This is a genomic window from Rhizobium gallicum bv. gallicum R602sp (assembly GCF_000816845.1).
Taxonomy (GTDB): domain Bacteria; phylum Pseudomonadota; class Alphaproteobacteria; order Rhizobiales; family Rhizobiaceae; genus Rhizobium; species Rhizobium gallicum.
This window is the reverse complement of sequence record NZ_CP006877.1, coordinates 778,486-803,632: the sequence shown is the minus strand read 5'-3', so window position 1 is coordinate 803,632 and position 25,147 is coordinate 778,486. Positions and strand designations below refer to the sequence as shown.

The window sequence follows — 25,147 nt, the reverse complement described above, 5'->3', positions numbered from 1 at the left end:
AAGACGTGGCGGCATTCATTAGAGCTGCGCTTCGATGGCCGCCTTGTCGATGATCGACCATACCTCATCGATCTTTTCCCGATCGAAGCGATAGAAGACGTTTTCGGTGAAAAAGACTCTCTTTCCGTTGACTGGAAGGCCGAGGAACGTTCCCTTCGGCGCGCAATCGAAAGCCAGCCGGCATGCCATAAGGGGTGGGTCGGACGTCAGCAACTGGACGTCAAAACGAAGGTCTGGAATCTCCTCGACATCCCGCTCCAGCATCGCCCGATAGCCTGCCAGGCCAAGCGGCCGGCCATTGTGGCGCACATCGTCGCCGACAAAGCGCCCCAGCCGCTGCCAGCCCCGCGCGTTCAGGCAGGCGATGTAATCGCGATAAATCGCTGAGAGTTCAGCCCTGCTCAAGGCAAGTCCTCCGGGCACTGGATTTCTCTGAGCAATCAAAGATGGCCGCTTCTAAGAGGCCGTCAATAGATCGTGTTCAGCCAACGCCGAGCGGCGCTAGCTTCTTTCGAGCTTCCGCGGCAATGTCTTCGATCGTGTCGTCGATATCCACCGTCACGACGCCTGGCTCGCCGGTCGGCACCTCCAACGTTTCGAGCTGACTTTCAAGCAGGGACGTCGGCATGAAATGACCCGAGCGATGCCCCATCCGCTCGCTCAGCAGCTCCCTGGAGCCTTCGAGATAGACGAAGAAGAGATTGCCGCCGGCCGCAGCGCGCAGCCGCTCGCGATAAATGCGCTTCAGCGCCGAGCAGGAGACGATGACGCCATTGCCTTTTGCAAGAGCCGCCTTCATGGCTTCACCGATGAGGTCGAGCCAAGGCATGCGGTCCGCATCGGTCAGTGGAATGCCTTTCGACATCTTCTCGACATTGGATGCCGGATGAAGCTGGTCGCCTTCAATGTAGCGAAGGCTCAGCGCCTCCGCCAGTTTCTCGCCGATTGAGGATTTTCCCGAGCCGCTGACGCCCATGACGATGATTGCATGGGCCTTGTTCGTCCGCTCCGGCATTCGGTCCTCCGTCGTCGCCTGCGTCCGTTCAGTCGAGCGGAAAGTGACAGGCGTATTTTTGTTCGCCCTCTCCACTTAGTTCAGGCTCCACCCGGCGGCAATAGTCCTGGGCCTTCCAGCAACGCGGGTTGAAATGACAGCCGCTCGGCGGCTTCAGCGGCGAGGGAAGCTCGCCCTGCAGACGGATGCGGCTCTTGGCGCGATCGGGATCTGCGATCGGCGTCGCCGACAGAAGTGCCGCCGTATAGGGATGACGCGGGTGCGCAAAGACTTCGGCCGCCGGCCCCGTCTCGACCGGGCGGCCGAGATACATGACCATCACATCGTCGGCTATATGGCGAACGACCGATAGACCATGCGAGATGAAGAGATAGGCAAGCCCCATTTCCTTCTGTAGATCCATCAACAGGTTCAGCACCTGCGCCTGGATCGACAGGTCGAGTGCCGAAACCGGCTCGTCGAGCACCAGCACCTTCGGTCGCAGCATGAGCGCGCGGGCAATGGCGATACGCTGGCGCTGGCCACCGGAGAACATGTGCGGATAGCGGTCGTAATGCTCCGGCCGCAACCCGACGCGCGCCATCATTTCCTCTGCCTTGCGGCGGCGGCGCGCGGCATCAAGATCGGTGTTGATCTTCAGCGGCTCTTCCAGGATCGCACCGACCTTCTGGCGCGGATTGAGCGATCCGTAAGGATTCTGGAAAACGATCTGCACCTGGCTGCGGAGACTCCGGTCGCCGACGCGAGCAGGCTTGCCGTCGATCAGCAGCTCGCCTGCCGTCGGGTCTTCGATCATGGTGACCAGGCGCGCGAGCGTCGACTTGCCGCAACCGGATTCGCCGACAACGGCGAGCGTCTTGCCGGAATAGAGACTGAAGCTCACGCCGTTCAGCGCCTTGACGGTCGCCTCCGGTTTGAACATGCCGCGATTGACAGTGTAAAAACGGGCAAGATCCCTGCCCTCGAGAACGGCGCCGGTCATACGAAGTCTCCAGCGGATTGCTTCGGCATCACGCCGGGATGACCGAGCGGCTTGCCGTCTTTCAAAGGATAGTTGCAGAGCGCGAGGCCGAGTTCCGGCCCCTGGCGGACAACGCCACGATCGCATTCGACCGTCGCGTAGCCGCAGCGCGGCGCAAAGAGACAGCCGCGCGGGCGGTCATGCTGGCCGGGAACGACACCGGCGATCGACGGCAGATGCTGGCCGACTTGGGCACGCTCCGGCAGGGCGGAAAGCAATGCGGCGGTATAGGGATGATGCGGGTCGCGGAAAAGTGCCTTGACCGGCTGCTCCTCGACCTTTTGTCCGGCATACTGGACCTGCACGCGCTCTGCAGTTTCGGCGACGACGCCCATGTCGTGGGTAATCAATACCAGCGCCATGCCCTGCTCCTTCTGCAGGCGCACGAGCAGATCGAGGATCTGCGCCTGGATCGTCACGTCGAGTGCGGTCGTCGGCTCGTCGGCGATCAAGAGCTTCGGATTGCAGGCGAGCGCCATGGCGATCATCACGCGCTGGCTCATGCCGCCGGACATCTGGTGCGGGAAGTTCGACAGGCGATCTTCCGGCGCCGGGATGCCGACAAGGTTCAGGAGCTCGATCGAGCGCTCGCGGCGCTCCTTGCGGTTCAGACCCATGTGCACCCGCAGGCTCTCACCAAGCTGGAAGCCGACCGTGAAGCACGGGTTCAGGCTCGACATCGGCTCCTGGAAGATCATCGCCATGTCCTTGCCGATGATCCTGCGGCGCTGTCGGCCGGAAATGCCGATGAGTTGCTTGCCGTCGAAAGTCATGCGGTCAGCGGTAATTTTCGCCGTCCAGGGCAGAAGCCCCATCATGGCGAGCATCGCAACGGACTTGCCGGAGCCGGATTCACCGACGATCGAGAGGATCTCGCCCTTGTCGCAGCTGAGCGATACGCCGTCGACGGCGCGGAAGAGACCGGAAGACGTCTGGAATTCGACGGTCAGATTCTGAATATCGAGAAGTGGCATCATGACCTCTTCAGCTTGGGATCGAGCGCATCGCGCAACCCGTCGCCCATCAGGTTGATGGCGAGAACGGTGACGAGGATGGCAAGACCCGGGAACGTTACGACCCACCAGGCGCGCTGGATGAATTCTCGCGCTTCGGCGAGCATCGTGCCCCATTCGGGTGTCGGAGGCTGGGCCCCCATGCCAAGAAAGCCGAGGGCGGCAGCATCGAGGATCGCCGCCGAGAAGGCGAGCGTCGCCTGGACGATCAGCGGCCCGAGACAGTTCGGCAGGATGGTCTTGAACATCAGTCGCAAGGTGCCGGCACCGGCGACGCGGGAGGCGATGACATACTCCTTCTCACGCTCTGCCATGACCGAGGCACGCGTCAGGCGCACGAAATGCGGCTGGTTGACGATGGAGATCGCAATCATCGCATTGATGAGGCCGGGGCCAAGGACCGCAACCAGCACGAGGGCCAAAAGCAGCGACGGAAAGGCGAGGATGATATCCATCAGGCGCATGATGGCGATATCGATGCGGCCGCGGAAATAGCCGGCCACGAGGCCGATCAGAACGCCAGCGATTACCGAGATCGTCACGACGACAACGCCGATGAAGAGCGAGAAGCGCGCGCCATAGATGAGGCGCGAGAGAATGTCGCGTCCGACAGCGTCCGTCCCGAGCGGGAAGGACGAGCTGCCGCCTTCCATCCAGAACGGAGCAAGAAGAAGCATCTGCCGATTCTGCTCGTTTGGCGTATGCGGCGCAACGAGCGGCGCAAATAGCGCCACGACGAGAATGAAGATGAAAACGGCGAGGCCGATGACGGCGCCCTTGTTCCGCGAGAAATAATACCAGAATTCCGCAAGAGCCGATGGGTGGGCGGTTTTTGCAGCGACCGTGCCGGTTTGCATGTTTGTCGTACTCACGGGGACCGCTCCTAGTGCCGAATACGTGGGTTGATGAAGCCGTAGGTGATGTCGACGATCAGATTGACCAGCATGATGATGCCGGCGATCAGCAGAAGACCACCCTGGACGACCGCATAGTCCCGCTTGAACACCGAATCGACCATCCACTTGCCGATGCCTGGCCAGGAAAAGATCGTCTCGGTCAGGATCGCGCCCGCGAGCAGGACGCCGATTTGCAGACCGATGGTCGTCACAACCGGTATCATGGCATTGCGCAGCGCATGCACGCCAACGACTCGAAGCGGCTTCAAACCCTTTGAGCGGGCAGTACGCACATAGTCTTCGCCAAGCACTTCGAGCATCGCCGAGCGCGTCTGGCGCGCGATGACGGCAAGCGGAATGGTGGCAAGCACGATCGTCGGCAGAATGAGATAGCTGACGGCCGAGCGGAAGGCGCCCGCCTGCCCCGACAGCAGGCTGTCGATCAGCATGAAGCCGGTGACCGGCTTGAAGAAATACATGAGCGAGATGCGGCCCGAAACGGGCGTCCAGCCGAGATAGCCGGAGAAAAAGATGATGAGCAGCAGGCCCCACCAGAAGATCGGCATCGAATAGCCGACAAGGGCGACCCCCATCACGCTTTGGTCGAACCACGTGCCTCGCTTGACGGCGGCAAAGACGCCGGCGGGCACGCCAAGACAGACCGCGAGAAGGATGGCACAAAGCGAGAGCTCGAGCGTTGCCGGGAAGAGCGCACCAAAATCACCGAGAACCGGGCGCTTCGTGACGATCGACGTTCCAAAGTCGCCCTGCAGCACCTTGCCGAGGTAATCGAAGTACTGGATGTACATGGGCCGGTCGAAACCGAGATCGTGCATGATCTGGGCGTGACGCTCAGGCGCCATCACACGTTCACCCGACAGGAGCATGACGGGATCGCCGGGAAGCATGCGGATGAACGAGAAGGCAATGAGCGTGACGCCGAGGAATGTTGGGATCAGGACCGCGAGGCGCCCGATGAGAAATCGCAACATGGCAGATGTTCCAATAGTTTCCGGCGGTCAGGAGAGCCTGACCGCCGGCCAGCCCGGCGTTAGCCGGGCATTCTTGCATAATTCTTGTTATTCGGAAATGTCGACGCCGTCGAAGCGGTGGTAGCCGAGCGGATCCTGGACGAAGCCGGAAACCTTCTTGCTGACCGGAATGAAGACGAGCGAATGGTCAAGCGTTGCCCAGGGAGCTTCCTTCTTGAAGATCAGCTGAGCCTGCTCGTAGGCCTTGGTGCGCTCGGCAACATCTGCCGTCGTCTTGGCCTTGGTCATCAGGTCGTCGAATTCCTTGTTGCACCATTGCGCGCGGTTGTTGCCGCCGACGGCGTCGCAGCCGAGGAGCGTATCCATGAAGTTGTCCGGATCGCCATTGTCGCCGGTCCAGCCGAGGATGACGGCACCGTCACGGTCCTTGGCGGAGGAGAGCTTCAGGTACTCGGCCCATTCATGGGTCACGATCTCGACTTCGACGCCGATCTTTGCGAGGTCGGCCTGCATCAGTTCAGCTGCGCGGCGAGCGTTGAGCATGTACGGACGCGAGACGGGCATCGCCCAAAGCTTCATCTTGAGATCCTTGACGCCGGCATCGGCAAGCATCTTCTTTGCCGCATCCGGATCATACTTGTCGTCTTCGACGGCATCGTTATACGACCACATCGTCGGCGGGATCGGGTTCTTGGCAACCGCTGCAGCGCCCTGGAAGACGGCATCGATAATCGCCTGCTTGTTGATCGCCATGTTGAGAGCCTTGCGGACTTCAACCTTGTCGAACGGCGGGATCAGCGTGTTGTAGGCAACGTAGGAAACGTTGAGGCCGGCCTGTTCCATGACGGTCAGGTTCTCGTCCTTCTTCAATTCGGCTACGTCGGCAGCATTCGGGTACGGCATGATGTGGCATTCGCCGGCCTTCAGCTTCTGCGCGCGCACGGCAGCGTCGGAGGTGATCGCGAAAACGAGATCGTCAATCTTTTCCTTGCCCTTGAAGTAGCTCTCGTTGGCCTTATAGCGGATGACGGCATCCGGCTGGTAGGCGACGAATGTGAACGGACCGGTGCCGAGCGGCATCTGGTTCATCTGGTTCATCTTGCCGTCGGCCGCGAGCTTGTCGGCATATTCCTTCGACAGGATAGAAGCAAAGTCCATGGCGAGGTCGGCCATGAAGGGCGCTTCAGGATGCGCCAGGGTGAACTTGACCGTCAGGTCGTCGACCTTCTCGATCGACTTGATGAGCTCCGGGAAACCCATGCCGGCGGCGTATTCGTAAGAACCGCCTTCGACATACTTGTTCCACGGATTGTCGGCCTTCAGCTGGCGCTCGAAGGAGAAGATGACATCGTCGGCGTTGAGATCGCGCGTCGGCGTGAAGAACTCGGTCGTCTGGAACTTGACGCCCGACCGCAGCTTGAAGGTATAGACCGTGCCGTCGTCGGAAACGGTCCAGCTTTCAGCGAGACCCGGCTCGATCTCGGTGCTGCCGTGCTTGAATTCGACGAGGCGGTTGTAGACCGTGCGCGAGGTCGCGTCGAAGGTCGTGCCTGCGGTGTAGAGGCCCGGATCGAAGCCTTCCGGCGAACCTTCAGAGCAATAGACAAGGGTTTTTGACCAGGCCGACGTCGCCATGACCGAAGCCAGGGCCGTCGCTGCCAGCAGGACGGAGAGCTTTTTCATAATTTTGTTTCCCAGGTTTGTTCTTTTTTGATCTTTGGAGATCGAGCACAAATATTCCCGATCAGCGGGCCGATGGAACGATATTTATTTGCTGAAAGCAACGGTATCCGCAGAAAATTTTTCCAGTTGGACAACTTTAGAAATTTTCCGTCAAAAATCGGCCTCATTTGGAAATATTCGGACGTAAGAAGCTGAGTTTTTGTCGCTTTTGGTATAATTTCGCGCTTTTTGGATACGCGAAATTGCCTCTCTGCATTCAATCCCGGGGCGCTAAACGCAAAAACCGCAGATGCATGCTGCAGCTGCGGTCAATGAGCATATTCGACTATTACGTGTCAGGCGTCAGGCAGCCGGAGCGCTGATGACGGGTTTGCGGAAATCTTCGCCAGTCAGGCCGAGAAGGAAGTTGATCTGCGGGCGCGCCCTCACGAGATCGTCGATCGAATATTCGGCCAGCACGTCGAAGAAAGCGTTGAGCGCCTTGCGCAGCGCCGAGTTCAGACCGCAGCTGTCGACCAGCGGGCAGTCGACGGCGCCGTCTTCGAAGCACTCGGCCATCGCAAAGCTGTCTTCGGTCACTTTGACGACGTCGAAGAGGCTGATCTCCTTCGCCGGTTTGCCGAGCCGGACGCCACCGTTGCGGCCCCGGACCGTTTCGACCAGGCCCGCCTTATTCAGCGGCTGCAGAATCTTGAATAGAAAGAGTTCAGAAACCCCGTATGCCTTGGCAATTTCGGGAATCCGGCTCAGATGTCCTTCATTGGCAGCGCAATACATCAACATGCGAACCGCATAGTTGGTCTGCTTCGTCAATCGCATGCCGTTCTCCTGAATCGCGTGGGCTGGATACCCCTATGGATGCTATATAGTGGCTTTCGTAGTTTTGAACAATTCCAAAATATGAAATTCACATTCACGTTTGCACCGTCATCACGGCCGCGCCATTTCAGTCGGCGTTTCCGGCATATTTCAAGATGGCCCCTTTCCTCTCTGGCGTACCGGGATGGGTGGAGAACATGCTGGTTTCGGAGTGCTCGCCGAGCTTCGTTTCGATCATACCGAAAAATCGCACGATCGCGGCCGGGTCCATACCGGACCTTCTCAGGAGGTCGACGGACCTGAGATCGGCTCCGCTTTCGGCGGATCGCGAGTAGGAAATTGCCAGCCATCCAACCGCCTTGATGCCGGCGGCGCGATAGATTTGACGCAGGCTCTACTTTTGCTCGACATGCCGATCTCGTGGGCGAACGGAGGCAATCACTTCGGTGTCGCCGCCTGCCAATTCCACGCGTTCGTCAGGACGATATTGCCCCGGAGCACAAAGGCATTCGAGCCGATCAGGCCCCCCGAGCGGACGTTGAGCGTGCAACCCTGACGCCACCCTGCGCATTAACGCCCACGCGCGCCAAGCGCTCGAGGATGAGTTGCGGGCGATCCGCAGACAAGGCTTATTGTCCAGCACCGGTTAATCTTCCCCCGCTCGAAAGCGGGGGATTTCGGAAGGGGCGGGAAGCTCCGCCGATAGTTATCGCTTCAACGGAAAGCCGCTGCCCTTCCTCCGCGATCATAGACGCCGTGTTCCGACCAGGATGTCGATTGCAGCATCGTGGTCGGCATGGGCGCGAAAGCCGCATTGGCACCAGCTGACGCTTTTCGATACTACTTCATCGTCGGCATGACGAATTCGGCGCCGTCCTTGATGCCTGACGGCCAGCGGGCGGTCACGGTCTTGGTCTTGGTCCAGAACTTGATCGAGTCCGTACCGTGCTGGTTGAGGTCGCCGAAGCTGGAGGCCTTCCAGCCGCCGAAGGAGTGATAGGCGAGCGGAACCGGGATCGGGACGTTGATGCCGATCATGCCGATATTGATGCGCGAGGCAAAGTCGCGGGCGGCATCGCCGTCGCGGGTATAGATGGCGACGCCGTTGCCGTATTCGTGCTTCATCGGCAGATCGAGGGCCTCTTCGTAGTTCTTGGCGCGCACGACCGAAAGCACGGGTCCGAAGATTTCGGTCTTGTAGATATCCATGTCAGGCGTGACGTGATCGAAGAGCGAACCGCCGACGAAATAGCCGTCTTCATAACCCTGCAGCTTGAAGCCGCGGCCGTCGACGACGAGTTTCGCGCCCTGCTCGACGCCGCGATCGATCAGGCTATTGACGCGGGCATAGGCTTCCTTGGTGACGAGCGGTCCCATGTCGGCCTTGTCATCGGTATAAGGGCCGATGCGAAGCGACTCGATCTTCGGGGCAAGCTTCTCGACGAGGCGGTTTGCGGTTTCCTCACCGACGGGGACCGCAACCGAGATCGCCATGCAGCGTTCGCCAGCCGAACCGTAGCCTGCGCCCATCAGCGCGTTGACGGCCTGGTCCAAGTCGGCATCCGGCATGATGATCATGTGGTTCTTGGCGCCGCCGAAGCACTGGGCACGCTTGCCGTTCATGGCGGCGGTGCCATAGACGTAACGGGCGATGGGCGTGGAACCGACGAAGGAGACGGCGCCGATATCCGGGTCCGTCAGGATCGCATCGACGGCGGCCTTGTCGCCGTTGACGACGTTCAGGATGCCGGCCGGAAGTCCCGCTTCGATCATCAGTTCGGCCAGACGCAGAGGAACGGACGGGTCGCGCTCGGAGGGCTTGAGGATGAAGGCGTTGCCGCAGGCGATTGCCGGCGCAAACATCCACATCGGGATCATGGCTGGGAAGTTGAATGGCGTGATGCCAGCGCCAATGCCAACGGCCTGGCGCAGGGAATACATGTCGATCGCCGGACCTGCGCCTTCGGTGAATTCGCCCTTTTGCAGATGCGGGATACCGCAGACGAACTCGCAGACTTCAAGACCGCGGACGATATCGCCCTTGGAGTCTTCGACGGTCTTGCCGTGCTCCCTGGAGAGCAGCTCGGCAAGCTCGTCCATATGCTTGTTCAAGAGTTCCACGAACTTGAAGAACACGCGGGCGCGGCGCTGCGGATTGGTTGCGGCCCACTTTGGCTGCGCCGCCTTGGCGTTTTCGACCGCGGCACGGATTTCCTCGAGGCTTGCGAGCGCCACCGTCGCCTGAACCTCACCGGTTGCCGGATTGTAGATGTTGCTGCTGCGGCCGCTTTTGCCCCCAACATGCTCGCCGCCAATGAAATGACCGATCTCACGCATGGATGTGCCTCCTCTTGATTTCCGTTGATAGCGCATAATCGCACTTCAATTTGCACAAATCAATGCAATGCTATAAGCAACCGTTGTGCAAAAATCGAAGCCAAAACGTATAAGCACTCCTCCGGCAGGCCTTCTCCAAGGCGCAACCCTGGACAGCCGCGCGCGAGGCCGAACGCAAGAGGAGGTCGTCCACCGATGAGCGGCAAACGTGTCGTGAGAATGGCGGAACTGGAGATAGACCCTGCGCAGCTCGATGCCTATCGTGCGCTCCTGGCTGAAGAAATCGAGGCGTCGGTCACGTCCGAACGAGGCGTGTTGACCCTATACGCGGTCTCGATCAAGGATCATCCGGAAAAAATCCGCATCTTCGAAGTCTATGCCAGCCAGGAGGACTACGAAGCGCACCTCCAGACGCCGCATTTCCTCAAGTACAAGTCGTCGACCGCCCGCATGGTCAGGTCGCTGTCACTCATTGATGTCGACCCCATCATTCTGCTCGCTAAGACCGGCGATCACTTGGTGAGGTAGGGTCGGGACTCGGGCAGCAAGGACTTAATGACATGAATTGGGACGACGTCCGCATCTTCCTCGCCGTAGCGAGAACCGGGCAGATCCTTGCCGCCTCCAAGCGGCTGGGACTTAACCACGCCACCCTCTCGCGGCGGGTGACGTCGCTCGAGGGGGCACTGAAGACCCGCCTCTTTACTCGCCGCACCAATGGCTGCGAACTGACCGCCGAGGGCGAAGTGTTCCTCGCCTCGGCAGAGCGGATGGAGACGGAAATGCTCGCCGCGCAGGCCAACCTCGGCCGCACAGACACGGCTATCGCTGGCACGGTCCGCGTCGGGGCGCCGGACGGCTTCGGCGTTTCCTTTTTGGCGCCGCGTATCGGACGGCTGATCGAGCGTCATCCGGAGCTGAAAATCCAGTTGGTGCCGGTGCCGCGCTCTTTTTCACTCTCGCAACGCGAGGCGGACATCGCCGTCACGCTGGAACGGCCCGAACAGGGTCGCCTCGTATCCTCGAAGCTGACCGACTATACGCTGGGGCTCTATGCCTCGCGCGGTTACGCCGAACAAAACGGCCTGCCCGACAACAACGAGGCGCTCAAGCAGCATCGCCGCATTGGTTATGTGGAGGACCTGCTCTTCTCTCAATCGCTGAATTTCACCGGCGAGGTCATGCGCAACTGGAGTGCTTCCTTCGAGATCTCCTCGGCGACCGGTCAGACCGAAGCGGTGCGTTCCGGCGCCGGTATCGGAATCTTACACGACTACATCGCCCGGCAGTATGACGAACTGGTTCGTATCCTGCCCGATGTCTCGATCCGGCGTGCCTACTGGACGACCTATCACGAGAGCGCCCGCGATCTGGTGCGCGTACGCACCGTCGCCGACTTTCTTCAGGAACTGGTCGGCGCGGAACGGCAGATATTTCTCTAACCGCCGGCCTGCTTTGGTGGCGCGTCGTTTTCGTCCGGATTGGGATTGGGCGTCTCGTCCGGCAGGCGATCGGGATCCGGCTCCTTGACAGGCGGCTCCGGTTTCCAGCCAGGTCCGGGCATCGGCGGCTGATCGGGGATAGGTTCGTTGGGAACGGACATCCTGCTCCTTCCGTCTTCGATTTGCTTACTTGTCGGGTTTCAGGGCTTCGGCCGCACGCATCGGCATGCTGTCGATGATGGCAAAGAGTTCGCCGTTGCTCACCGGCTCGCTGACCTTAAGCTTCACCGTGCCGTCCTTGCCGACAAGGGCGGCTCCGAATTCACCAGTCTCGGGAGCCCCAAGCTCCTTTCGAAGCGCCCCTTCATTCAGATTGCCGCCTGCGCCGAAGATCGACTTGACCGTGCTGCCGGAAATCTTGAGAACGACCATGTCGCGCTCGCCCAAGCCGGTGCGATCGGCAAGCAGCTGGTTTTCCTGGCGCGCAGCGCGGCTATTGTCCCTGTCGGCGAAAATCACCAGAACCCGGCTCTTCCACCGGAACGTTTCGAGGCTTGCGACCGGCGCCTGAGCGCCGTCCGTCTCCTCGACCTTGGTTGCACCGTAAAGAAACCTTTTTGACATTCTCATTTTCTCTCCCGTCGCCTGTAAAACGGCGGGAGGATGGGCAGGTTCCATCATTTCGCAGAGCATGGCGCAAAGCCGAAAAAAAGCCGGTCAAATTTGACCGGCTTTTTAGTTCGTTCACAGTGTAGCCTTACAGAGGAACGAAATCGGACGGCGGAACCTGCAAGGCGGCAGCAATGCGTCGCAATTTTGCAGGATCTGCATTTTCCCCATTTTCGATTTCGATGATTTCATTGGTGACGAGGCCACAGGTGACCGCCAGATCATCGACGCTGTACCCAACGGCCTCACGCGCTTTCCTGACCTCGGCGGCAACATTCATCGCGGAAACCACCGTCGCTTTGGATTCATCCAGATTCTTGAGAGAAATGGACATTAAAGTCTCCTTCTAAAAGCACTCTGATGTAACCCCCGGCACAAAATGACATTCCGGCTCACATTTTGCAACGCAATATAACACAAAGTTTACCTGTGCTGCGTTGGCTAGATAGGGAGCCGGTGCCAGAGGGCAATAGTTCAGCAGATAACAGGCCGGACGGCCGAAGTGGATCTGCCGAATTTCGGTTTTTTGAGAGGAATGGTACGGTTGGGTGGTCTCGAACCACCGACCTCAGGTGCCACAAACCTGCGCTCTAACCAACTGAGCTACAACCGCACAAATCGCGCCTGGCGCGACGGGGGTCACATACGAGGACTTGGAAATTAATTCAAGTCCTATCTCCCCTCAATGTACAAAAAGGCCGGACATACGGTCCAGCCTCTTGTTTTGATTGCACCCGTATGGGATCAGGCAGCCTTGAAGGAGGCCATGACCTTTTCGGCGGCTTCCTTGCTGGGCTTTGCGAGCTTCTCGGCAACCTGCTTGGAGGTTTCCTGCATCGACTTCGCTTGCTCGACGGTCAGTTCCGCCTGCTTGCGCAGAAAAGCAGTCTGAAGTTCGACGAGTTCTGCGATCGACTTCACACCGAGCAGAGCTTCCATGTGCGAGAGGGAATTTTCAGCGTTCGTGCGGAGTGCGTCGATCGCCTTCAGGCCGATTTCGACCGTGCCGGCCTGCGCGGTCTGAACCGTGGCTTCGAGGGTCTTGCCGGCATCTTCGCCGGCGGCCTTCATCTTTGCATAGGCCTCACGCGACTGCTGGGCGCCTTTTTCGGCGAAGTCGCGGAAGGATTCGGCGAACTTGGACGGGTCGAAGGAGGACATTGAAAAAACGTCGTCGATCTTTATGTTAGCCATCGAATTAAGCTCCTTGGGTTCAGGCCGATAACGCCTGCATAGTTTGGATATATCTTATATAAGGCATTCCATTGTGCATTGCAACATAATTGTGCGTCGCACAACGAATTAACCTTTCCACCCGAAACCCGACCCCTACGCTGGACCCATTTCCGGCGCGTCGTTATTAATAGACTGTTAATTTTTGAAGAGGCCGAAAGGGACAAGGTTCCGACATGCCCGCAGTCCAATACCCGTTCATCGACATTGCCGTGCATCAACGGGTGCGGGAACGCTTTTCGCGTGGCGAAGCCATGGTGCTTTTCTCGGCCGATCTTTCCCGCCTGCTCTGGGCCAATGGCGCCGGCGCGGAACTTTTCAGCCAGACCGCCGTCTATGATCTTCTCGATCAAGGTGTGAATCGCACCGACATCACCTTCCGCCAGATCGAGACGACCGCTCGCCAACTCGCCGCAATTGGCGACACCAGAAGCTTGATGATTCGGATCGCCAAGGGCTTCCAGCGGGCTCCGGCCCAAGCAACGGCCGAAATGATCGGGCTCTCGTCCGGCGAGCGCGGCATTCTGTTCTCGGTTCCCGTTTCTTCACAACCGCTTCCTGCCGCAGAAACGGCCGCGAGAATGCTACAGGGGCTCGACGATCCCGATACGCATATGGCCGTGATCGGCGCAGAAGGCGACGTCATCGCGTCCTCGCCCGGCTTTGCGTCGCTTGGCATCACCCAGCAGACCGCCAAGACGCTGACGAACCTTGCAGGCGCCCATCCCGACCGGCTTGTCAAGCGGCCGGTCGCAACCGGCAAGGGTTATCTGCCTGCTGCCGTCGGCAAGCTCAGCGACGAACCGGCGCTCAATCTACTCTTTGCCGTCGAAACCGTGCTTGGCAATCTCGACTCGATCGACGCGGCAGCGCCGGAAGAGCCGTTGTCCACAGCCGCCGTTAACCATATCGACGAGCCGAAGGGCGCGAAATTCCACGACGCGCTCAATGCAGTTGCGCATATCGAGGACCTCGAAGAGGCGCTGGAGACTGTCGACGGCGAGGAAACCAAACCGGCAGCGGAAGCCGCAGATGAGCCGCTCATCGATCACCAAGAAACAGAAGAGCTTATCCTGTCTGAACCCGAGATGCCGCTGACCGACCGCGCTGAGGCGGGCGGGGACGATACGGTAGACTCGGAGACCGGGACAGAGCCTGCCGATGCCGAGGTGCGGCGCGAGATCGAACCTGTCGGAAGCAATCCGGGGCACGAAACCGAAGATGGCGGCAAAGACAAGGTTGCCGCCCCGCCAACAGCAAACGGCTTTGCGTTCAAGCCAAACAGCCGCGCGACGCGCTTTGTGTGGAAGATCGACGCCGACGGCCACTTCAGCGAAGTGTCGGGTGAATTCGCCGACGCCGTTGGTCCACACGCAGCCAATATCATCGGCGTTGCCTTTTCCGACATTGCGGCACTCTTTAACCTCGATCCCGAAGGCAAGATCGCCGAAGCACTCGAGCGCCGTGACACATGGTCAGGCAAGACGATCCATTGGCCGATCGAGGGGACGAGCCTGATCGTTCCCGTCGATCTCGCCGCGCTGCCGACCTATACGCGCAACCGGGAGTTCGACGGCTTCCGCGGCTTCGGCGTTGTCCGGCTTTCCGATGCCACCGAGGATCCGCTGGCGCTCGGTCTGGCGCTCGGCGCCGATGCCTTCGGCCGCGACACGGCCAGCCTCGAACAGCCGTCGGAAGGGGCTGCTCCGGAGGCATCCAACGGGCATCCCCAGCCCGAAGTGCCGGCAGCCGCACCGGAGCCCGAGGCAGCCTCCGAAACCGTGCCTCGCGAAGAGCCGCCAGTCCTGCGCGTGGTGGAAACGCCGAGCCGCCGGCTGACGGACAAGATCGTTCAACTCCATGGTGCAGGCCCGACGCTGAGCGCGGCCGAGCAGGCAAACTTCCGCGAGATCGCCAAACGCCTGGAGGCTTTCGGCGTTCGCGACGATGAGCCGGCTCCCGCCGAGGCCGATGCTGCAGAGAGCCCGGCTTCCACAGAGCCGGCAGAAGCTGCATTTGAAGGCGAGCCGAACGAGGCAATCTTCGAGAGCGCGAGCGGGGCCGCCGAAGAACCGGCCGATGCAGCGGAGCGAGCGGAAGAGCATGTCGAAACGCCCGAGCCGAATGAAGACGACGCCACCGAAGGCCTGCACGAAACCTTCAGCCCGATCGAAGTACTGCACAGTGCCATCCCGCCGCGGGTGAAGATGACGGACGGGCTATCGGCCAATACCGTCGACCAGTTGCCGGTTGCCGTGCTCGTCCATGCCGGCGATGCGCTGATCCACGCCAATCCCGAATTCATGCGAATGACCGGCTATGCTTCGCTTGAGGATCTCAGCGATGTGGGCGGGATCGACGCGCTGCTTCAACGCCGCGACTTGGATGAAAAAGCGGGACGCCCGGGTGCAATGGTGCTCGTGACGGCCGACGACTCGCTCGTACCGGTCACCGCCCGCCTGCAATCGATCCGCTGGGAAGAATCCAGCGCGCTCATGCTGGCGCTAATGCCTGTCGAGGGAAGCGACGTCGCGCCGGCCCAGAACGAAGAACCCCGTCCGGACCTCCGTTCCGACCGCATGGTCGAAAAGGTCGCCAAGCTGCAGGTCGAGGTGGAAGAACTTCGCTCCATCCTGGAAACGGCGACGGACGGCGTGGTCGTCATCGGCGCAGAAGGCGACATTCGATCGATGAACCGCTCGGCAAGCGCGCTTTTCAACTATGATGAGGAAGAGACCCGCGGCAAACCCTTCGTGATACTCTTTGCGCATGAAAGCCAGAAGGCGGTGCTCGACTATCTGAACGGCCTTTCCGGCCATGGCGTCGCAAGCGTTCTGAACGACGGGCGTGAGGTGATCGGCCGCGAGTCATCCGGCGGCTTTGTTCCGCTGTTCATGACCATGGGCCGGCTCACCTCCTCGAGCGGCTATTGCGCCGTCATCCGCGACATCACCCAGTGGAAGCGCACCGAGGACGAGCTTCGCAATGCCAAGGGCGCCGCCGAAACGGCGAATGCCCACAAAACGGATTTCCTGGCGCGCATCAGCCATGAAATCCGCACGCCGCTCAACGCCATCATCGGCTTCTCGGACATGATGGCGAGCGAGCGCTTCGGACCGATCGGCCATCCGCGCTACATCGAATATGCGAACGACATCGGCCGGTCGGGCCGCCATGTTCTCGATATTGTCAACGATCTGCTCGATATCTCGAAGATCGAAGCGGGCGAGATGGATCTCGATTTCGCATCCGTCGGCCTCAACGAAGCGATTTCGGAGGCCGTGGCTCTGGTCCAGCCGCAGGCAAACGGACAACGTGTCATAATTCGCACGGCGCTGTCGCAGTCGGTGCCGAATGTCGTTGCCGATCTCCGCTCCGTCAAGCAGATCGCCCTCAACATCCTTTCCAACGCCATCCGCTTCACGCCGTCAGGCGGTCAGATCGTGGTTTCAACGTCATATGAAGCGAATGGCAGCGTCGTGCTGCGTGTGCGCGATACAGGCATCGGCATGACGCGCAGCGAACTCGACCAAGCGATGAAGCCGTTCCGGCAGGTTTCCGCCCAGTCGCGCCACCGCGGCGACGGTACGGGTCTCGGCTTGCCGTTGACCAAGGCGATGGTGGATGCAAACCGGGCGATCTTCTCGATCAATTCGGCGCCGAACGAGGGCACGCTGGTTGAGGTCACCTTCCCGTCGCAGCGCGTGCTGGCAGGCTGAATCAAAAAAGGCAGCCACGAATGGCTGCCTGGAATTCGGTGCTGTTCAACAAGAGCTTCGTCGATCAACATCATGTTTCGGGAGCCCGCAGGCAAGCTGCTTCGTTCATGCGCAGCCCCGAATTCTTTTTACCCTTGACCAACCTTTCTTAACGAAAGGTTTCCAGGCGACGGAAACGATCAAACGATAGCTGATAGTTTGCGGTGCATTGGATTGAGATCAGACTTGCAATTCCTCGAGTCCGACGAAAAGGTCGAGCGCCTCGGGATTGGCGAGCGCCTCCTTGTTTTTCACCGGCCGCCCGTGCACGACCTCGCGCACCGCAAGCTCGACGATCTTGCCGGATTTGGTGCGCGGAATATCGCGGACCGCAATGATCTTCGCCGGCACATGGCGCGGCGAGGCCCCGGTGCGGATGCGGGTCTTGATGGCCTTGACGAGGTCGTCCGTCAATGCGACGCCCGGCGCGAGGCGAACGAAGAGAACCACCCGGACGTCGTCTTCCCAATCCTGGCCGATGCAAAGTGCTTCGGCCACCTCTTCCATCTGCTCGACCTGATTGTAGATCTCGGCGGTGCCGATGCGCACACCGCCGGGGTTGAGCGTCGCGTCGGAGCGGCCATGAATGACAAGGCCGCCATGCTCCGTCCATTCGGCGAAATCGCCATGGCACCAGATATTCTCGAAGCGCTCGAAATAGGCCGCTTTGTATTTCGCGCCATCCGGATCGTTCCAGAAGCCGACCGGCATCGACGGGAAGGCCCTGGTGCAGACCAGTTCGCCCTTCTGCTGGCGCACAGGCCTGCCTTCATCGTCCCATACGTCGACGGCAAGGCCGAGGCCCGCCCCCTGGATTTCGCCGCGCCAGACCGGCTGCAGCGGATTGCCCAGCACGAAGCATGAGACGATATCCGTGCCGCCCGAGATGGAGGCTAGCTGGATGTCTTCCTTGATGCCTTCATAGACGAAGGTGAAGCCTTCGGGCGAAAGCGGCGATCCCGTAGATGTCATGAGACGCAGGCTCGAAAGATCATGCGTGGTGCGCGGCGTCAGCCCTCCCTTGCGCACCGCGTCGATATATTTCGCGGAAGTGCCGAAGACCGCGAAGTCTTCAGCCTGCGCATAGTCGAAGAGCACATTGCCGTCCGGCGCGAACGGCGAGCCGTCGAACAGGCAAAGCGTGACGCCCACCGCAAGGCCGCTTACAAGCCAGTTCCACATCATCCAGCCGCATGTGGTGAAATAGAAGAGCTTCTCGCCACGCTTGAGGCCGCAATGCAGCACATGCTCCTTCAGATGCTGCAAAAGCGTGCCGCCAGCGGAATGAACGATGCATTTCGGCACACCGGTGGTGCCGGAGGAGAAGAGAATATAAAGCGGATGCGCGAAGGGAAGCCGCACGAACTCGACGACTTTTGGCTGGTAAGGTTTGATAAATTCTTCCAGCGTCTTCGCCTTCGGGGTCTCGCTCGCAACCGCTGCGGCATCGCCGGCATAGTGGACAATCACAACCGGAGCACCGAGGCTCCTTGAGACCGAAGCAACCTTCGCCTTCACATCCTGCAGCTTGCCGCCATACCAATAGGCGTCGCAGGCAATGAAAAGCTTGGGGCCGATCTGGCCGAAGCGGTCGAGCACGCCCTGTTCGCCGAAATCCGGTGAACAGGACGACCAAATGGCACCGATCGAGGCGGCGGCCAGCATGCAGGCGACCGTCTCCGGCATGTTGGGCATCATCGCGGCGATGCGATCCCCCTCACCGATGCCGAGCGCGCGGTAGGCTTGCTGCAGCTGGGATACGAGCGCACGCAGGCGCTCCCACGACCAGCGATACTCGACCTTGTCCTCGCCGCGGAAGACGATCGCGTCAGCCGGCCCTTCGCTCGAAAGCAGGTTCTCGGCGAAGTTCAGCTTCGCATCAGGAAAGAAACGAGCCTTGAGCATGAGATCGCCGTCGGCGAGCGCTCGTGCGCCCTGCTCCCCCTTCACACCGCAAAACGCCCAAACCGAGGTCCAGAACTTTTCGGGCTCGTCGGTCGACCAGGCATGAAGGTCCAGATAGGTCTCAAACTCTAGACCAAACTCGGCGTTGCAGCGCTGCATGAAGGCATGCATCGGGCTTGCCTCAATCGACTCTTTCGAAGGCACCCAAAGCGGCACGGTGTCACTCATTTAATCTCCTCCCCAATTATCCGCTATATACCATGCTGCACCGCATTATAAAGTGTGCTTCGCTTTCGGACGCAGGCTCTCCGAGATTTGCATATGTCTCCTGTTTCATATATCCGGCGAAATCGATAGCTAACGGATAAGCAGCTGAAAATACTGGCGGAGCTTATGGGTACGTCAAGACAACCAAAATGGCGGCGCAAGATGATACCCGTTTCCCGCTGGCTGCCGGGTTTCGCGCGAATTGCAACCAGCCTGATCCTTTTCGCCGCCATCATTTTCGTGGCGCTTCGTGTTGCCGCCCCTTACCTTGTTTCGAGCGGACTGGTGCGCTCCGGCATCGAGGACGTATTGTCGAAATGGACCGGCTATCAGGCCGAGATCAAGGGCACGCCGGTTCTCGAATTCTGGCCGACACCGCGCATTACGCTGAACCAGATCACCATCCGACAGCCCGAAAGCAGCGGCAACAAGCTGCTCGGCACGATCGAGAGCCTTTCGGCCGATTTCAGCCTCATCGACGCCATCCGAGGCAGCGCCCGCTTTCATGAATTCCACCTGCTGCGCCCCAATCTTTCCCTCACGCGCGACCAACAGGGGCTGATCGACTGGACCTATGCCGGGCAGCTTGCCAAGGCGATCACCAGCGCGCGCCAGGAAGGCGGAGCCGAAGTCCTCGATCAAAGGCTTGATGCGACGATCGGTGCGATCACCGTCGAAGACGGCACGCTCAATGTCGCCGACCTTGCAACCGGCAAGACCTATCACTTCGAAGGCGTGACCGCCGATATCACCTGGCCGCGGCTTTCAAGCCCGATGACGGCGGTGCTGATCGCGAGAACGAGCGGGCAAGACTTGAAGCTCGACTTCTCGTCCAACAGCCCTTTACTGATCTTCGGCGGCAAGGTTGCTCAGATCAAAACCGCACTCACCTCCAAGCTCGTGACGGCAGAGTTCACCGGTATCGGCGGTATCTCAGATCTTGCCGGACTATCCGGTAACATGTCGGTCAATATTCCCGACCTGCCGGCGCTTTTGGCCTGGTCTGGCATATCCATTCCGGACGTTGAGACGCTGAGATCGTTTTCGATCCAGAGCGACATATTTTCCGCCGCCAACGGCCTGCGCTTCAACGAAGTCGCGCTTGGGCTCAACGATGCGAATGCAACCGGCGTCATGGACATCTCCATTGGCACAAACGCGCGGGCAAGACTTGGCGGCACGCTGGCCTTCGACCGTATGAACCTGAAGCCCTTCTTCGACGCCTTTACTCTGCGCCTGGCCGCCGGCGAAGCGGGCGCGCCGGACGATGGCGGTCCGCTGCAGAAGCTTGATGTCGACCTCAGGCTTTCCGCCAAGGAAATGCAGCTTCCGCCCTTCCAGCTCTTTGATGTCGCCGCAAGCATTATCGTTTCCAGCAACGAAGCCAAATTCGACGTCGGCGACAGCCAGTTCGAAGGCGGAGAGATGACGGCGCATCTGGAGGCAATGCGAGGGAACTTCGACGGCGGCGGCAAGCTGCAGGTCTCGATCCGCGGTGCCGATTTTGCTGGGCTGATCGAACGGCTGCAGTTGAAGGGCCCATTACCGCTTGCCAATGGATCGCTCGACATTTCGCTGAAAACCAACAAGCCGATCTGGACGGCAGGTGCTGCCGACGTGAGCGGACAGCTTGCATTCCGCGGCAATGCAGGCTCGATCGCCGGCCTTGACGTCGAAGCCATCCGAAGCCAGGCCGCCCTGCAGAAATTTTTCCCGCTGAGCGCCGTTTCGGGCCGCGCGTTCGAATTCAATCGGATTGATGTGGCTGCCAGTCTCGCGGATGGCTCGGCCGAACTTCGCGGCGTCAGCGTTCAAGGTACAGACGAGACGCTGACCCTTTCAGGCATCATCCCCTACGAATCCAACGGACTGGCCCTTTCCGGATCGCTGCAGGCGACCGATGACACCAAGAAGGCGGTGTTGCCACTTCTGCCGTTCTTCGTCGGCGGCTCTTGGCCGAACCCGGTGATTTCGCCGGTTCCGCTGATCAATCAGCAGCCACCCGGCGTCCAGTGATTTTCAAGGCGCGTTGGCTGCCGCACGCTCATCGCGTTCGCGCTGTATCTCGCGGCGCTTGGAGACGATCGAGGCGCAGATCACCCCAACCGTGACAATACCGATCAAAATCGTGCAGACCGCATTGATTTCCGGGGTCACGCCGAGGCGCACCTGGCTATAGATTCGCATCGGCAGGGTCGTGGCGCCCGGGCCTGACGTGAAGCTCGCAATCACGAGGTCGTCGAGCGACAGGGTGAATGCCAGGATCCAGCCCGAAAAGACGGCAGGCGCAATGATCGGCAGCGTCACCTCGAAGAACGTCCTGACGGGTGGAGCGCCGAGGTCCTGCGCCGCTTCTTCGATTGAATGATCGAAGCTCACCAGGCGCGACTGCACGACAACGGCGACAAAGCACATCGTCAGCGTCGTATGCGCCAGCGTGATCGTCCAGAAGCCGCGGTCAAACCCGATTGCCACAAACAAAAGCAGCAACGAAAGGCCGGTGATCACCTCGGGCATGACGAGCGGGGCATAGACCATCCCGGAGAAGAGCATGCGTCCGCGAAACCGCGTGTAGCGCACGAGCGTGAGCGCGGCGAGCGTGCCGAGGATGGTAGCCAACGTGGCGGAGAGCACGCCCACGCGCACCGTCACCCAGGCAGCGTCGAGCAAAGCCTGATTGTACAGCAGCTGTGCGTACCATTTCGTCGAGAAGCCACCCCAGACGGTGACGAGCTTCGATTCGTTGAACGAGAAGATCACGAGCAGGACGATCGGCAGATAGAGGAAGGCGAAGCCGAGCGTAACCGAGACGATATTGAAGCGGGTCCATTGCAGCATGGCTTACCTTCCCTGCTCGTCGGCTTTGGCTTGCGCGTTCTGGAAGAAGACGATCGGGATCACCAGGATCAACAGCAGGATCGTCGCGACCGCGGAGGAGACCGGCCAATCGCGGTTCGAATTGAACTCGCTCCAGAGCGTCTTGCCGATCATCAGCGTCTGCGATCCGCCGAGCAGATCGGGGATGACGAATTCGCCGACGGCCGGGATGAAAACCAGCATGCAGCCGGCGATAACGCCCGGGAGCGAAAGAGGGAACGTCACACGCCAAAAGGCCGTGATCGGCGTGCAGCCGAGATCCTGCGCGGCCTCGATCAGCGTCCCGTCCATCTTTTCCAGCGATGAATAGAGCGGCAGAACCATGAACGGCAGGTAGGAGTAGACGATGCCGATATAGACCGCGATGTTGGTGTTTAGGATGATCAGCGGACTGTCGATGATCCCGGTGGCCAGCAGCACCTGATTGAGCAAGCCTTCCGGCTTCAGGATCGCGATCCAGGCGTAGACACGGATCAGGAAGCTCGTCCAGAACGGCAGGATGACGAGCATAAGCAGTGTCGGACGGATGCTGCGAGGGGCCTGCGCCATGCCATAGGCGATCGGATAAGCGATGAGTAGCGTCAGGAATGTCGAGATCGCGGCGATAACGACGCTCGAGACATAAGCGTTGAAATACAGCGGATCGTCGATGAGGTAACTGTAATTTTCGAAAGAGAAGGTCGATACCTTGTCCCAGAAGCCGGTCCAGCCATCGCCGAGCGAAAAGACGGGCGTATAGGGCGGCATCGCGATCGCGGTTGCCGACATCGAGATGCGGAAGACGATGAAGAACGGCGCGAGGAAGAAGATGAGCAACCAAGCATAGGGAACGATGATCACGAGGCGGCTGTAGATCGCGGAACCGAGCTTGCCCATGGTCAATCCCTCAGCAGCACGCCGGCATCTTCGGCGAAGGAGATCCACACTTCCTGATCGTATGTGAAAGGATCATCGACCGCACGCTGCGCATTGAGCGAGGAAGCCTTCACGACCTTTCCGCTCTTCAGCTTGACATGGAAAACCGTCATATCGCCGAGATAGCCGATATCCCAAAGCTCGCCGGAGGCCGCATTGACCGAAGAGTGCGGCGGCGGATGACGAAGCACCTTCAGTTTTTCAGGGCGGATCGCAAAGCCGGCATTGCTGCCCTTCGCGGGCTTGTCGGATGTCGCGACCTTGATGGTGAGGCCGCTGTCGACCGCAATCTCGACCCTACCGGCCCCGGCGGAAGCGACCTGGCCGTCGAAGATGTTCACATCGCCGATGAAATCCGCAACGAAACGTGAGTTCGGGGCCTCGTAGATTTCCGCCGGCGTCGCCACCTGGATGACCTTGCCGTGGCTCATGACTGCGATGCGATCCGCCATCGTCATCGCCTCTTCCTGGTCGTGGGTCACGACGACGAAGGTGAGGCCGAGATTCTGCTGCAGGTCCATGAGCTCGAACTGCGTTTCCTCGCGCAGCTTCTTGTCGAGTGCACCAAGCGGTTCGTCGAGCAAAAGGACTTTGGGGCGCTTGGCAAGCGAGCGGGCGAGCGCCACGCGCTGACGCTGACCGCCCGAAAGCTGGTTCGGCTTGCGGGAGGCAAACTGCTCCAGCTTCACCATCTTCAGCATCTGCATAACGCGCTCGATAATCTCGTCCTTCGGCATGCCGTCCTGGCGAAGGCCGAAAGCGATGTTCTTCTCGACCGTCATGTGGGGGAAGAGCGCATAAGACTGGAACATCATGTTGACCGGCCGCCTGTGGGGCGGAGTACCTGCCAGGTTCGTGCCGTCGAGGATCACTTCGCCGGAGGTCGGCTGCTCGAAGCCCGCAAGCATGCGCAACAATGTCGACTTGCCGCAGCCCGATGCGCCGAGCAATGCAAAGAATTCGCGATGATAGATATTCAGCGACAGGTCATTTACGGCGGTAAAGTCGCCGAACTTCTTCGTCACGTTCTTGAAGGAGATAAACGGCTTGGAAGCCGGATCGGCCCAAGGCGCGAAGGTGCGGCGAATATTGCCAAGTGACTTCATGTTGTTCCCCGAGACATGATTTGAGAACAGGCCCTCCCCACGGCCGGCAGTCGCCAAGAAAAGGCCCGGGCGTTTCCGTCCGGGCCTGAATTTTCTTATTGGCCAGTGACAATTTTCGTCCAGAGCCGGGTCGCGGTGCGCTGCGTTTTCGGATCCCAGGGCGAAACCGTGAAGAGCTTCTTCATCACGTCCTCGGTCGGATAGATCGCCGGATCTTCGAGAACCTCCTTGCTGATGAACTGCTGCGAAGCCTTGTTGCCGTTAGCGTAGAAAACAACGTCGCTCGCCTTGGCGATGACTTCCGGCTTCATGATGTAGTTCAGGAACTCGTGCGCTTCGGCAACATGCGGCGCATCGGTCGGGATTGCCATCATGTCGAACCACATCTGGGCACCCTGAGTCGGGATCGAGTAGTTGACCTCGACATTGCCTTTGGCTTCGGCAGCGCGGTCGCGGGCCTGCAGCATGTCGCCGGAATAACCGAAGGCGATGCAGATGTCGCCGTTGGCGAGCGCGTTGATGTATTCGGACGAATGGAACTTGCGGACGAAGGGGCGGATCGAGGTCATCAGATCCTCGGCCTTCTTGAAGTCATCCGCGCTGGTCGTGTTCGGATCAACGCCGAGATACTGGAAGGCAGCCGAGAGCACGTCCTTCGGCGCATCGAGCAGATAGATGCCGCAATCCTTGAACTTCTCGGCAACCTTCGGATCGAAGATCACTTCGAGACCCGGCTTGGCGTCCGGACCGAGAATTTCGGCCACCTTCTTGACGTTATAGCCGATGCCGTTGGTGCCCCACATGTAGTCGATGGCGTACTCGTTGCCGGGATCGTACTGCGCCGTGCGCTGCTGGATCACGTCCCACATGTTGGAGATATTCGGCAGCTTCGACTTGTCGAGCTTCTGGAAAACGCCCGCCTGGATCTGGCGCTGCAGGAAGTCCGCGGTCGGAACGACGACGTCGTAGCCGGTCCCGCCTGCAAGAAGCTTGGTTTCAAGCGTCTCATTGGAATCGAAGGTGTCGTAGACGACCTTGATGCCGGTTTCCTTGGTGAAATCCTCGAGGATGGAACTGTCGATATAATCCGACCAGTTATAGACGTTGACGACACGCTCCTGCGCAAAGCCCGGCGTTGCAGCGAAAACGGCAACGACGGCCGTGGCCGCAAGTCTTGCGATTCTTGACCTCATATTATC

Annotated in this window: 22 protein-coding genes, 1 tRNA gene and 1 pseudogene; 4 read left to right on the top strand and 20 right to left on the bottom strand. The window is 59.9% G+C overall.

The annotated features are described in order from the left end of the window. Window positions 1–18: 18 nt before the first annotated feature. The 10 genes and pseudogenes from RGR602_RS03940 to RGR602_RS03895 form a co-directional block, all read right to left on the bottom strand. Complete coding sequence (locus RGR602_RS03940) at window positions 19–405, bottom strand: ester cyclase (protein WP_039844029.1); 387 nt, start codon at window positions 403–405, stop codon at window positions 19–21. 76 nt (window positions 406–481) lie between these two features. After that, window positions 482–1,015, bottom strand: a complete 534-nt coding sequence (locus RGR602_RS03935; protein WP_039844028.1) for a gluconokinase — start codon at window positions 1,013–1,015, stop codon at window positions 482–484. A 28-nt stretch (window positions 1,016–1,043) separates the two neighbouring features. Continuing rightward, window positions 1,044–1,997 (bottom strand): peptide ABC transporter ATP-binding protein, encoded by a 954-nt coding sequence (locus RGR602_RS03930; RefSeq protein WP_039844027.1) that lies wholly within the window; start codon window positions 1,995–1,997, stop codon window positions 1,044–1,046. Continuing rightward, complete coding sequence (locus tag RGR602_RS03925; protein ID WP_039846629.1) at window positions 1,994–3,010, bottom strand: ABC transporter ATP-binding protein; 1,017 nt, start codon at window positions 3,008–3,010, stop codon at window positions 1,994–1,996. The genes RGR602_RS03930 and RGR602_RS03925 overlap by 4 nt, the downstream gene beginning before the upstream one ends. Further along, the gene (locus RGR602_RS03920; protein ID WP_039844026.1) at window positions 3,010–3,906 is read right to left on the bottom strand and encodes an ABC transporter permease subunit; all 897 of its coding nucleotides are present in this window, start codon (window positions 3,904–3,906) and stop codon (window positions 3,010–3,012) included. The genes RGR602_RS03925 and RGR602_RS03920 overlap by 1 nt, the downstream gene beginning before the upstream one ends. Window positions 3,907–3,932: 26 nt before the next feature. Then, window positions 3,933–4,937, bottom strand: a complete 1,005-nt coding sequence (locus tag RGR602_RS03915; RefSeq protein WP_039844025.1) for an ABC transporter permease subunit — start codon at window positions 4,935–4,937, stop codon at window positions 3,933–3,935. A gap of 87 nt (window positions 4,938–5,024) precedes the next feature. Continuing rightward, window positions 5,025–6,620 carry an ABC transporter substrate-binding protein gene (locus RGR602_RS03910; RefSeq protein ID WP_039844024.1) on the bottom strand — a complete coding sequence of 532 codons (1,596 nt, stop codon included), beginning with the start codon at window positions 6,618–6,620 and terminating at the stop codon, window positions 5,025–5,027. Window positions 6,621–6,962: 342 nt separating this feature from the next. Further along, on the bottom strand, window positions 6,963–7,439 hold the full coding sequence (gene rirA, locus RGR602_RS03905; protein WP_039844023.1) for an iron-responsive transcriptional regulator RirA: 477 nt from the start codon (window positions 7,437–7,439) through the stop codon (window positions 6,963–6,965). Between the two features lie 127 nt (window positions 7,440–7,566). Continuing rightward, window positions 7,567–7,982 (bottom strand): annotated as a pseudogene (locus tag RGR602_RS39605) (M48 family metalloprotease); the annotation flags it as partial. A gap of 297 nt (window positions 7,983–8,279) precedes the next feature. Next, window positions 8,280–9,776 (bottom strand): CoA-acylating methylmalonate-semialdehyde dehydrogenase, encoded by a 1,497-nt coding sequence (locus RGR602_RS03895; protein ID WP_039844022.1) that lies wholly within the window; start codon window positions 9,774–9,776, stop codon window positions 8,280–8,282. 195 nt (window positions 9,777–9,971) lie between these two features. Here RGR602_RS03895 and RGR602_RS03890 point away from each other — a divergent pair, with 195 nt between their 5' ends. Both RGR602_RS03890 and RGR602_RS03885 read left to right on the top strand, forming a co-directional pair. Next, a complete protein-coding gene (locus tag RGR602_RS03890; protein ID WP_039844021.1) occupies window positions 9,972–10,304 on the top strand; it encodes a putative quinol monooxygenase in 333 nt (110 codons plus the stop codon). Window positions 10,305–10,336: 32 nt separating this feature from the next. Continuing rightward, window positions 10,337–11,218 carry a LysR family transcriptional regulator gene (locus tag RGR602_RS03885; RefSeq protein ID WP_039844020.1) on the top strand — a complete coding sequence of 294 codons (882 nt, stop codon included), beginning with the start codon at window positions 10,337–10,339 and terminating at the stop codon, window positions 11,216–11,218. Here RGR602_RS03885 and RGR602_RS36865 read toward each other — a convergent pair. The 5 genes from RGR602_RS36865 to RGR602_RS03865 form a co-directional block, all read right to left on the bottom strand. Continuing rightward, window positions 11,215–11,379, bottom strand: a complete 165-nt coding sequence (locus RGR602_RS36865; RefSeq protein WP_166677307.1) for a hypothetical protein — start codon at window positions 11,377–11,379, stop codon at window positions 11,215–11,217. The genes RGR602_RS03885 and RGR602_RS36865 overlap by 4 nt on opposite strands. 25 nt (window positions 11,380–11,404) lie before the next feature. After that, a complete protein-coding gene (locus tag RGR602_RS03880) occupies window positions 11,405–11,842 on the bottom strand; it encodes a DUF4174 domain-containing protein (protein ID WP_039844019.1) in 438 nt (145 codons plus the stop codon). 133 nt (window positions 11,843–11,975) lie between these two features. Next, complete coding sequence (locus tag RGR602_RS03875) at window positions 11,976–12,221, bottom strand: helix-turn-helix domain-containing protein (RefSeq protein ID WP_022717225.1); 246 nt, start codon at window positions 12,219–12,221, stop codon at window positions 11,976–11,978. Between the two features lie 202 nt (window positions 12,222–12,423). Next, window positions 12,424–12,500: transfer RNA gene (locus RGR602_RS03870), tRNA-His, on the bottom strand. A 131-nt stretch (window positions 12,501–12,631) separates the two neighbouring features. Further along, window positions 12,632–13,081: a phasin gene (locus RGR602_RS03865; RefSeq protein WP_039844018.1), complete on the bottom strand. Its 450-nt coding sequence runs from the start codon at window positions 13,079–13,081 to the stop codon at window positions 12,632–12,634. A gap of 215 nt (window positions 13,082–13,296) precedes the next feature. On the opposite strand from RGR602_RS03865, the gene RGR602_RS03860 reads away from it, so the two are divergent. Beyond that, window positions 13,297–16,839: a sensor histidine kinase gene (locus RGR602_RS03860; RefSeq protein WP_039844017.1), complete on the top strand. Its 3,543-nt coding sequence runs from the start codon at window positions 13,297–13,299 to the stop codon at window positions 16,837–16,839. A gap of 219 nt (window positions 16,840–17,058) precedes the next feature. Here the strand turns inward: RGR602_RS03860 and RGR602_RS03855 are convergent, their stop codons facing one another. Then, complete coding sequence (locus RGR602_RS03855; protein WP_039844016.1) at window positions 17,059–19,011, bottom strand: acetoacetate--CoA ligase; 1,953 nt, start codon at window positions 19,009–19,011, stop codon at window positions 17,059–17,061. A gap of 165 nt (window positions 19,012–19,176) precedes the next feature. On the opposite strand from RGR602_RS03855, the gene RGR602_RS03850 reads away from it, so the two are divergent. Then, a complete protein-coding gene (locus RGR602_RS03850) occupies window positions 19,177–21,066 on the top strand; it encodes an AsmA family protein (protein ID WP_039844015.1) in 1,890 nt (629 codons plus the stop codon). A 3-nt stretch (window positions 21,067–21,069) separates the two neighbouring features. On the opposite strand, the gene RGR602_RS03845 is transcribed toward RGR602_RS03850, so the two are convergent. The 4 genes from RGR602_RS03845 to RGR602_RS03830 all read right to left on the bottom strand — a co-directional run bounded on the left by RGR602_RS03845 (window position 21,070) and on the right by RGR602_RS03830 (window position 25,141). Beyond that, window positions 21,070–21,888, bottom strand: a complete 819-nt coding sequence (locus RGR602_RS03845) for an ABC transporter permease (protein WP_039844014.1) — start codon at window positions 21,886–21,888, stop codon at window positions 21,070–21,072. A 3-nt stretch (window positions 21,889–21,891) separates the two neighbouring features. Next, window positions 21,892–22,803, bottom strand: coding sequence for an ABC transporter permease subunit (locus tag RGR602_RS03840; protein WP_039844013.1), 912 nt, complete (start codon window positions 22,801–22,803; stop codon window positions 21,892–21,894). Between the two features lie 2 nt (window positions 22,804–22,805). Continuing rightward, on the bottom strand, window positions 22,806–23,948 hold the full coding sequence (locus RGR602_RS03835; protein ID WP_039844012.1) for an ABC transporter ATP-binding protein: 1,143 nt from the start codon (window positions 23,946–23,948) through the stop codon (window positions 22,806–22,808). A 95-nt stretch (window positions 23,949–24,043) separates the two neighbouring features. Continuing rightward, window positions 24,044–25,141, bottom strand: a complete 1,098-nt coding sequence (locus RGR602_RS03830) for a polyamine ABC transporter substrate-binding protein (RefSeq protein ID WP_039844011.1) — start codon at window positions 25,139–25,141, stop codon at window positions 24,044–24,046. Window positions 25,142–25,147: the final 6 nt, after the last annotated feature.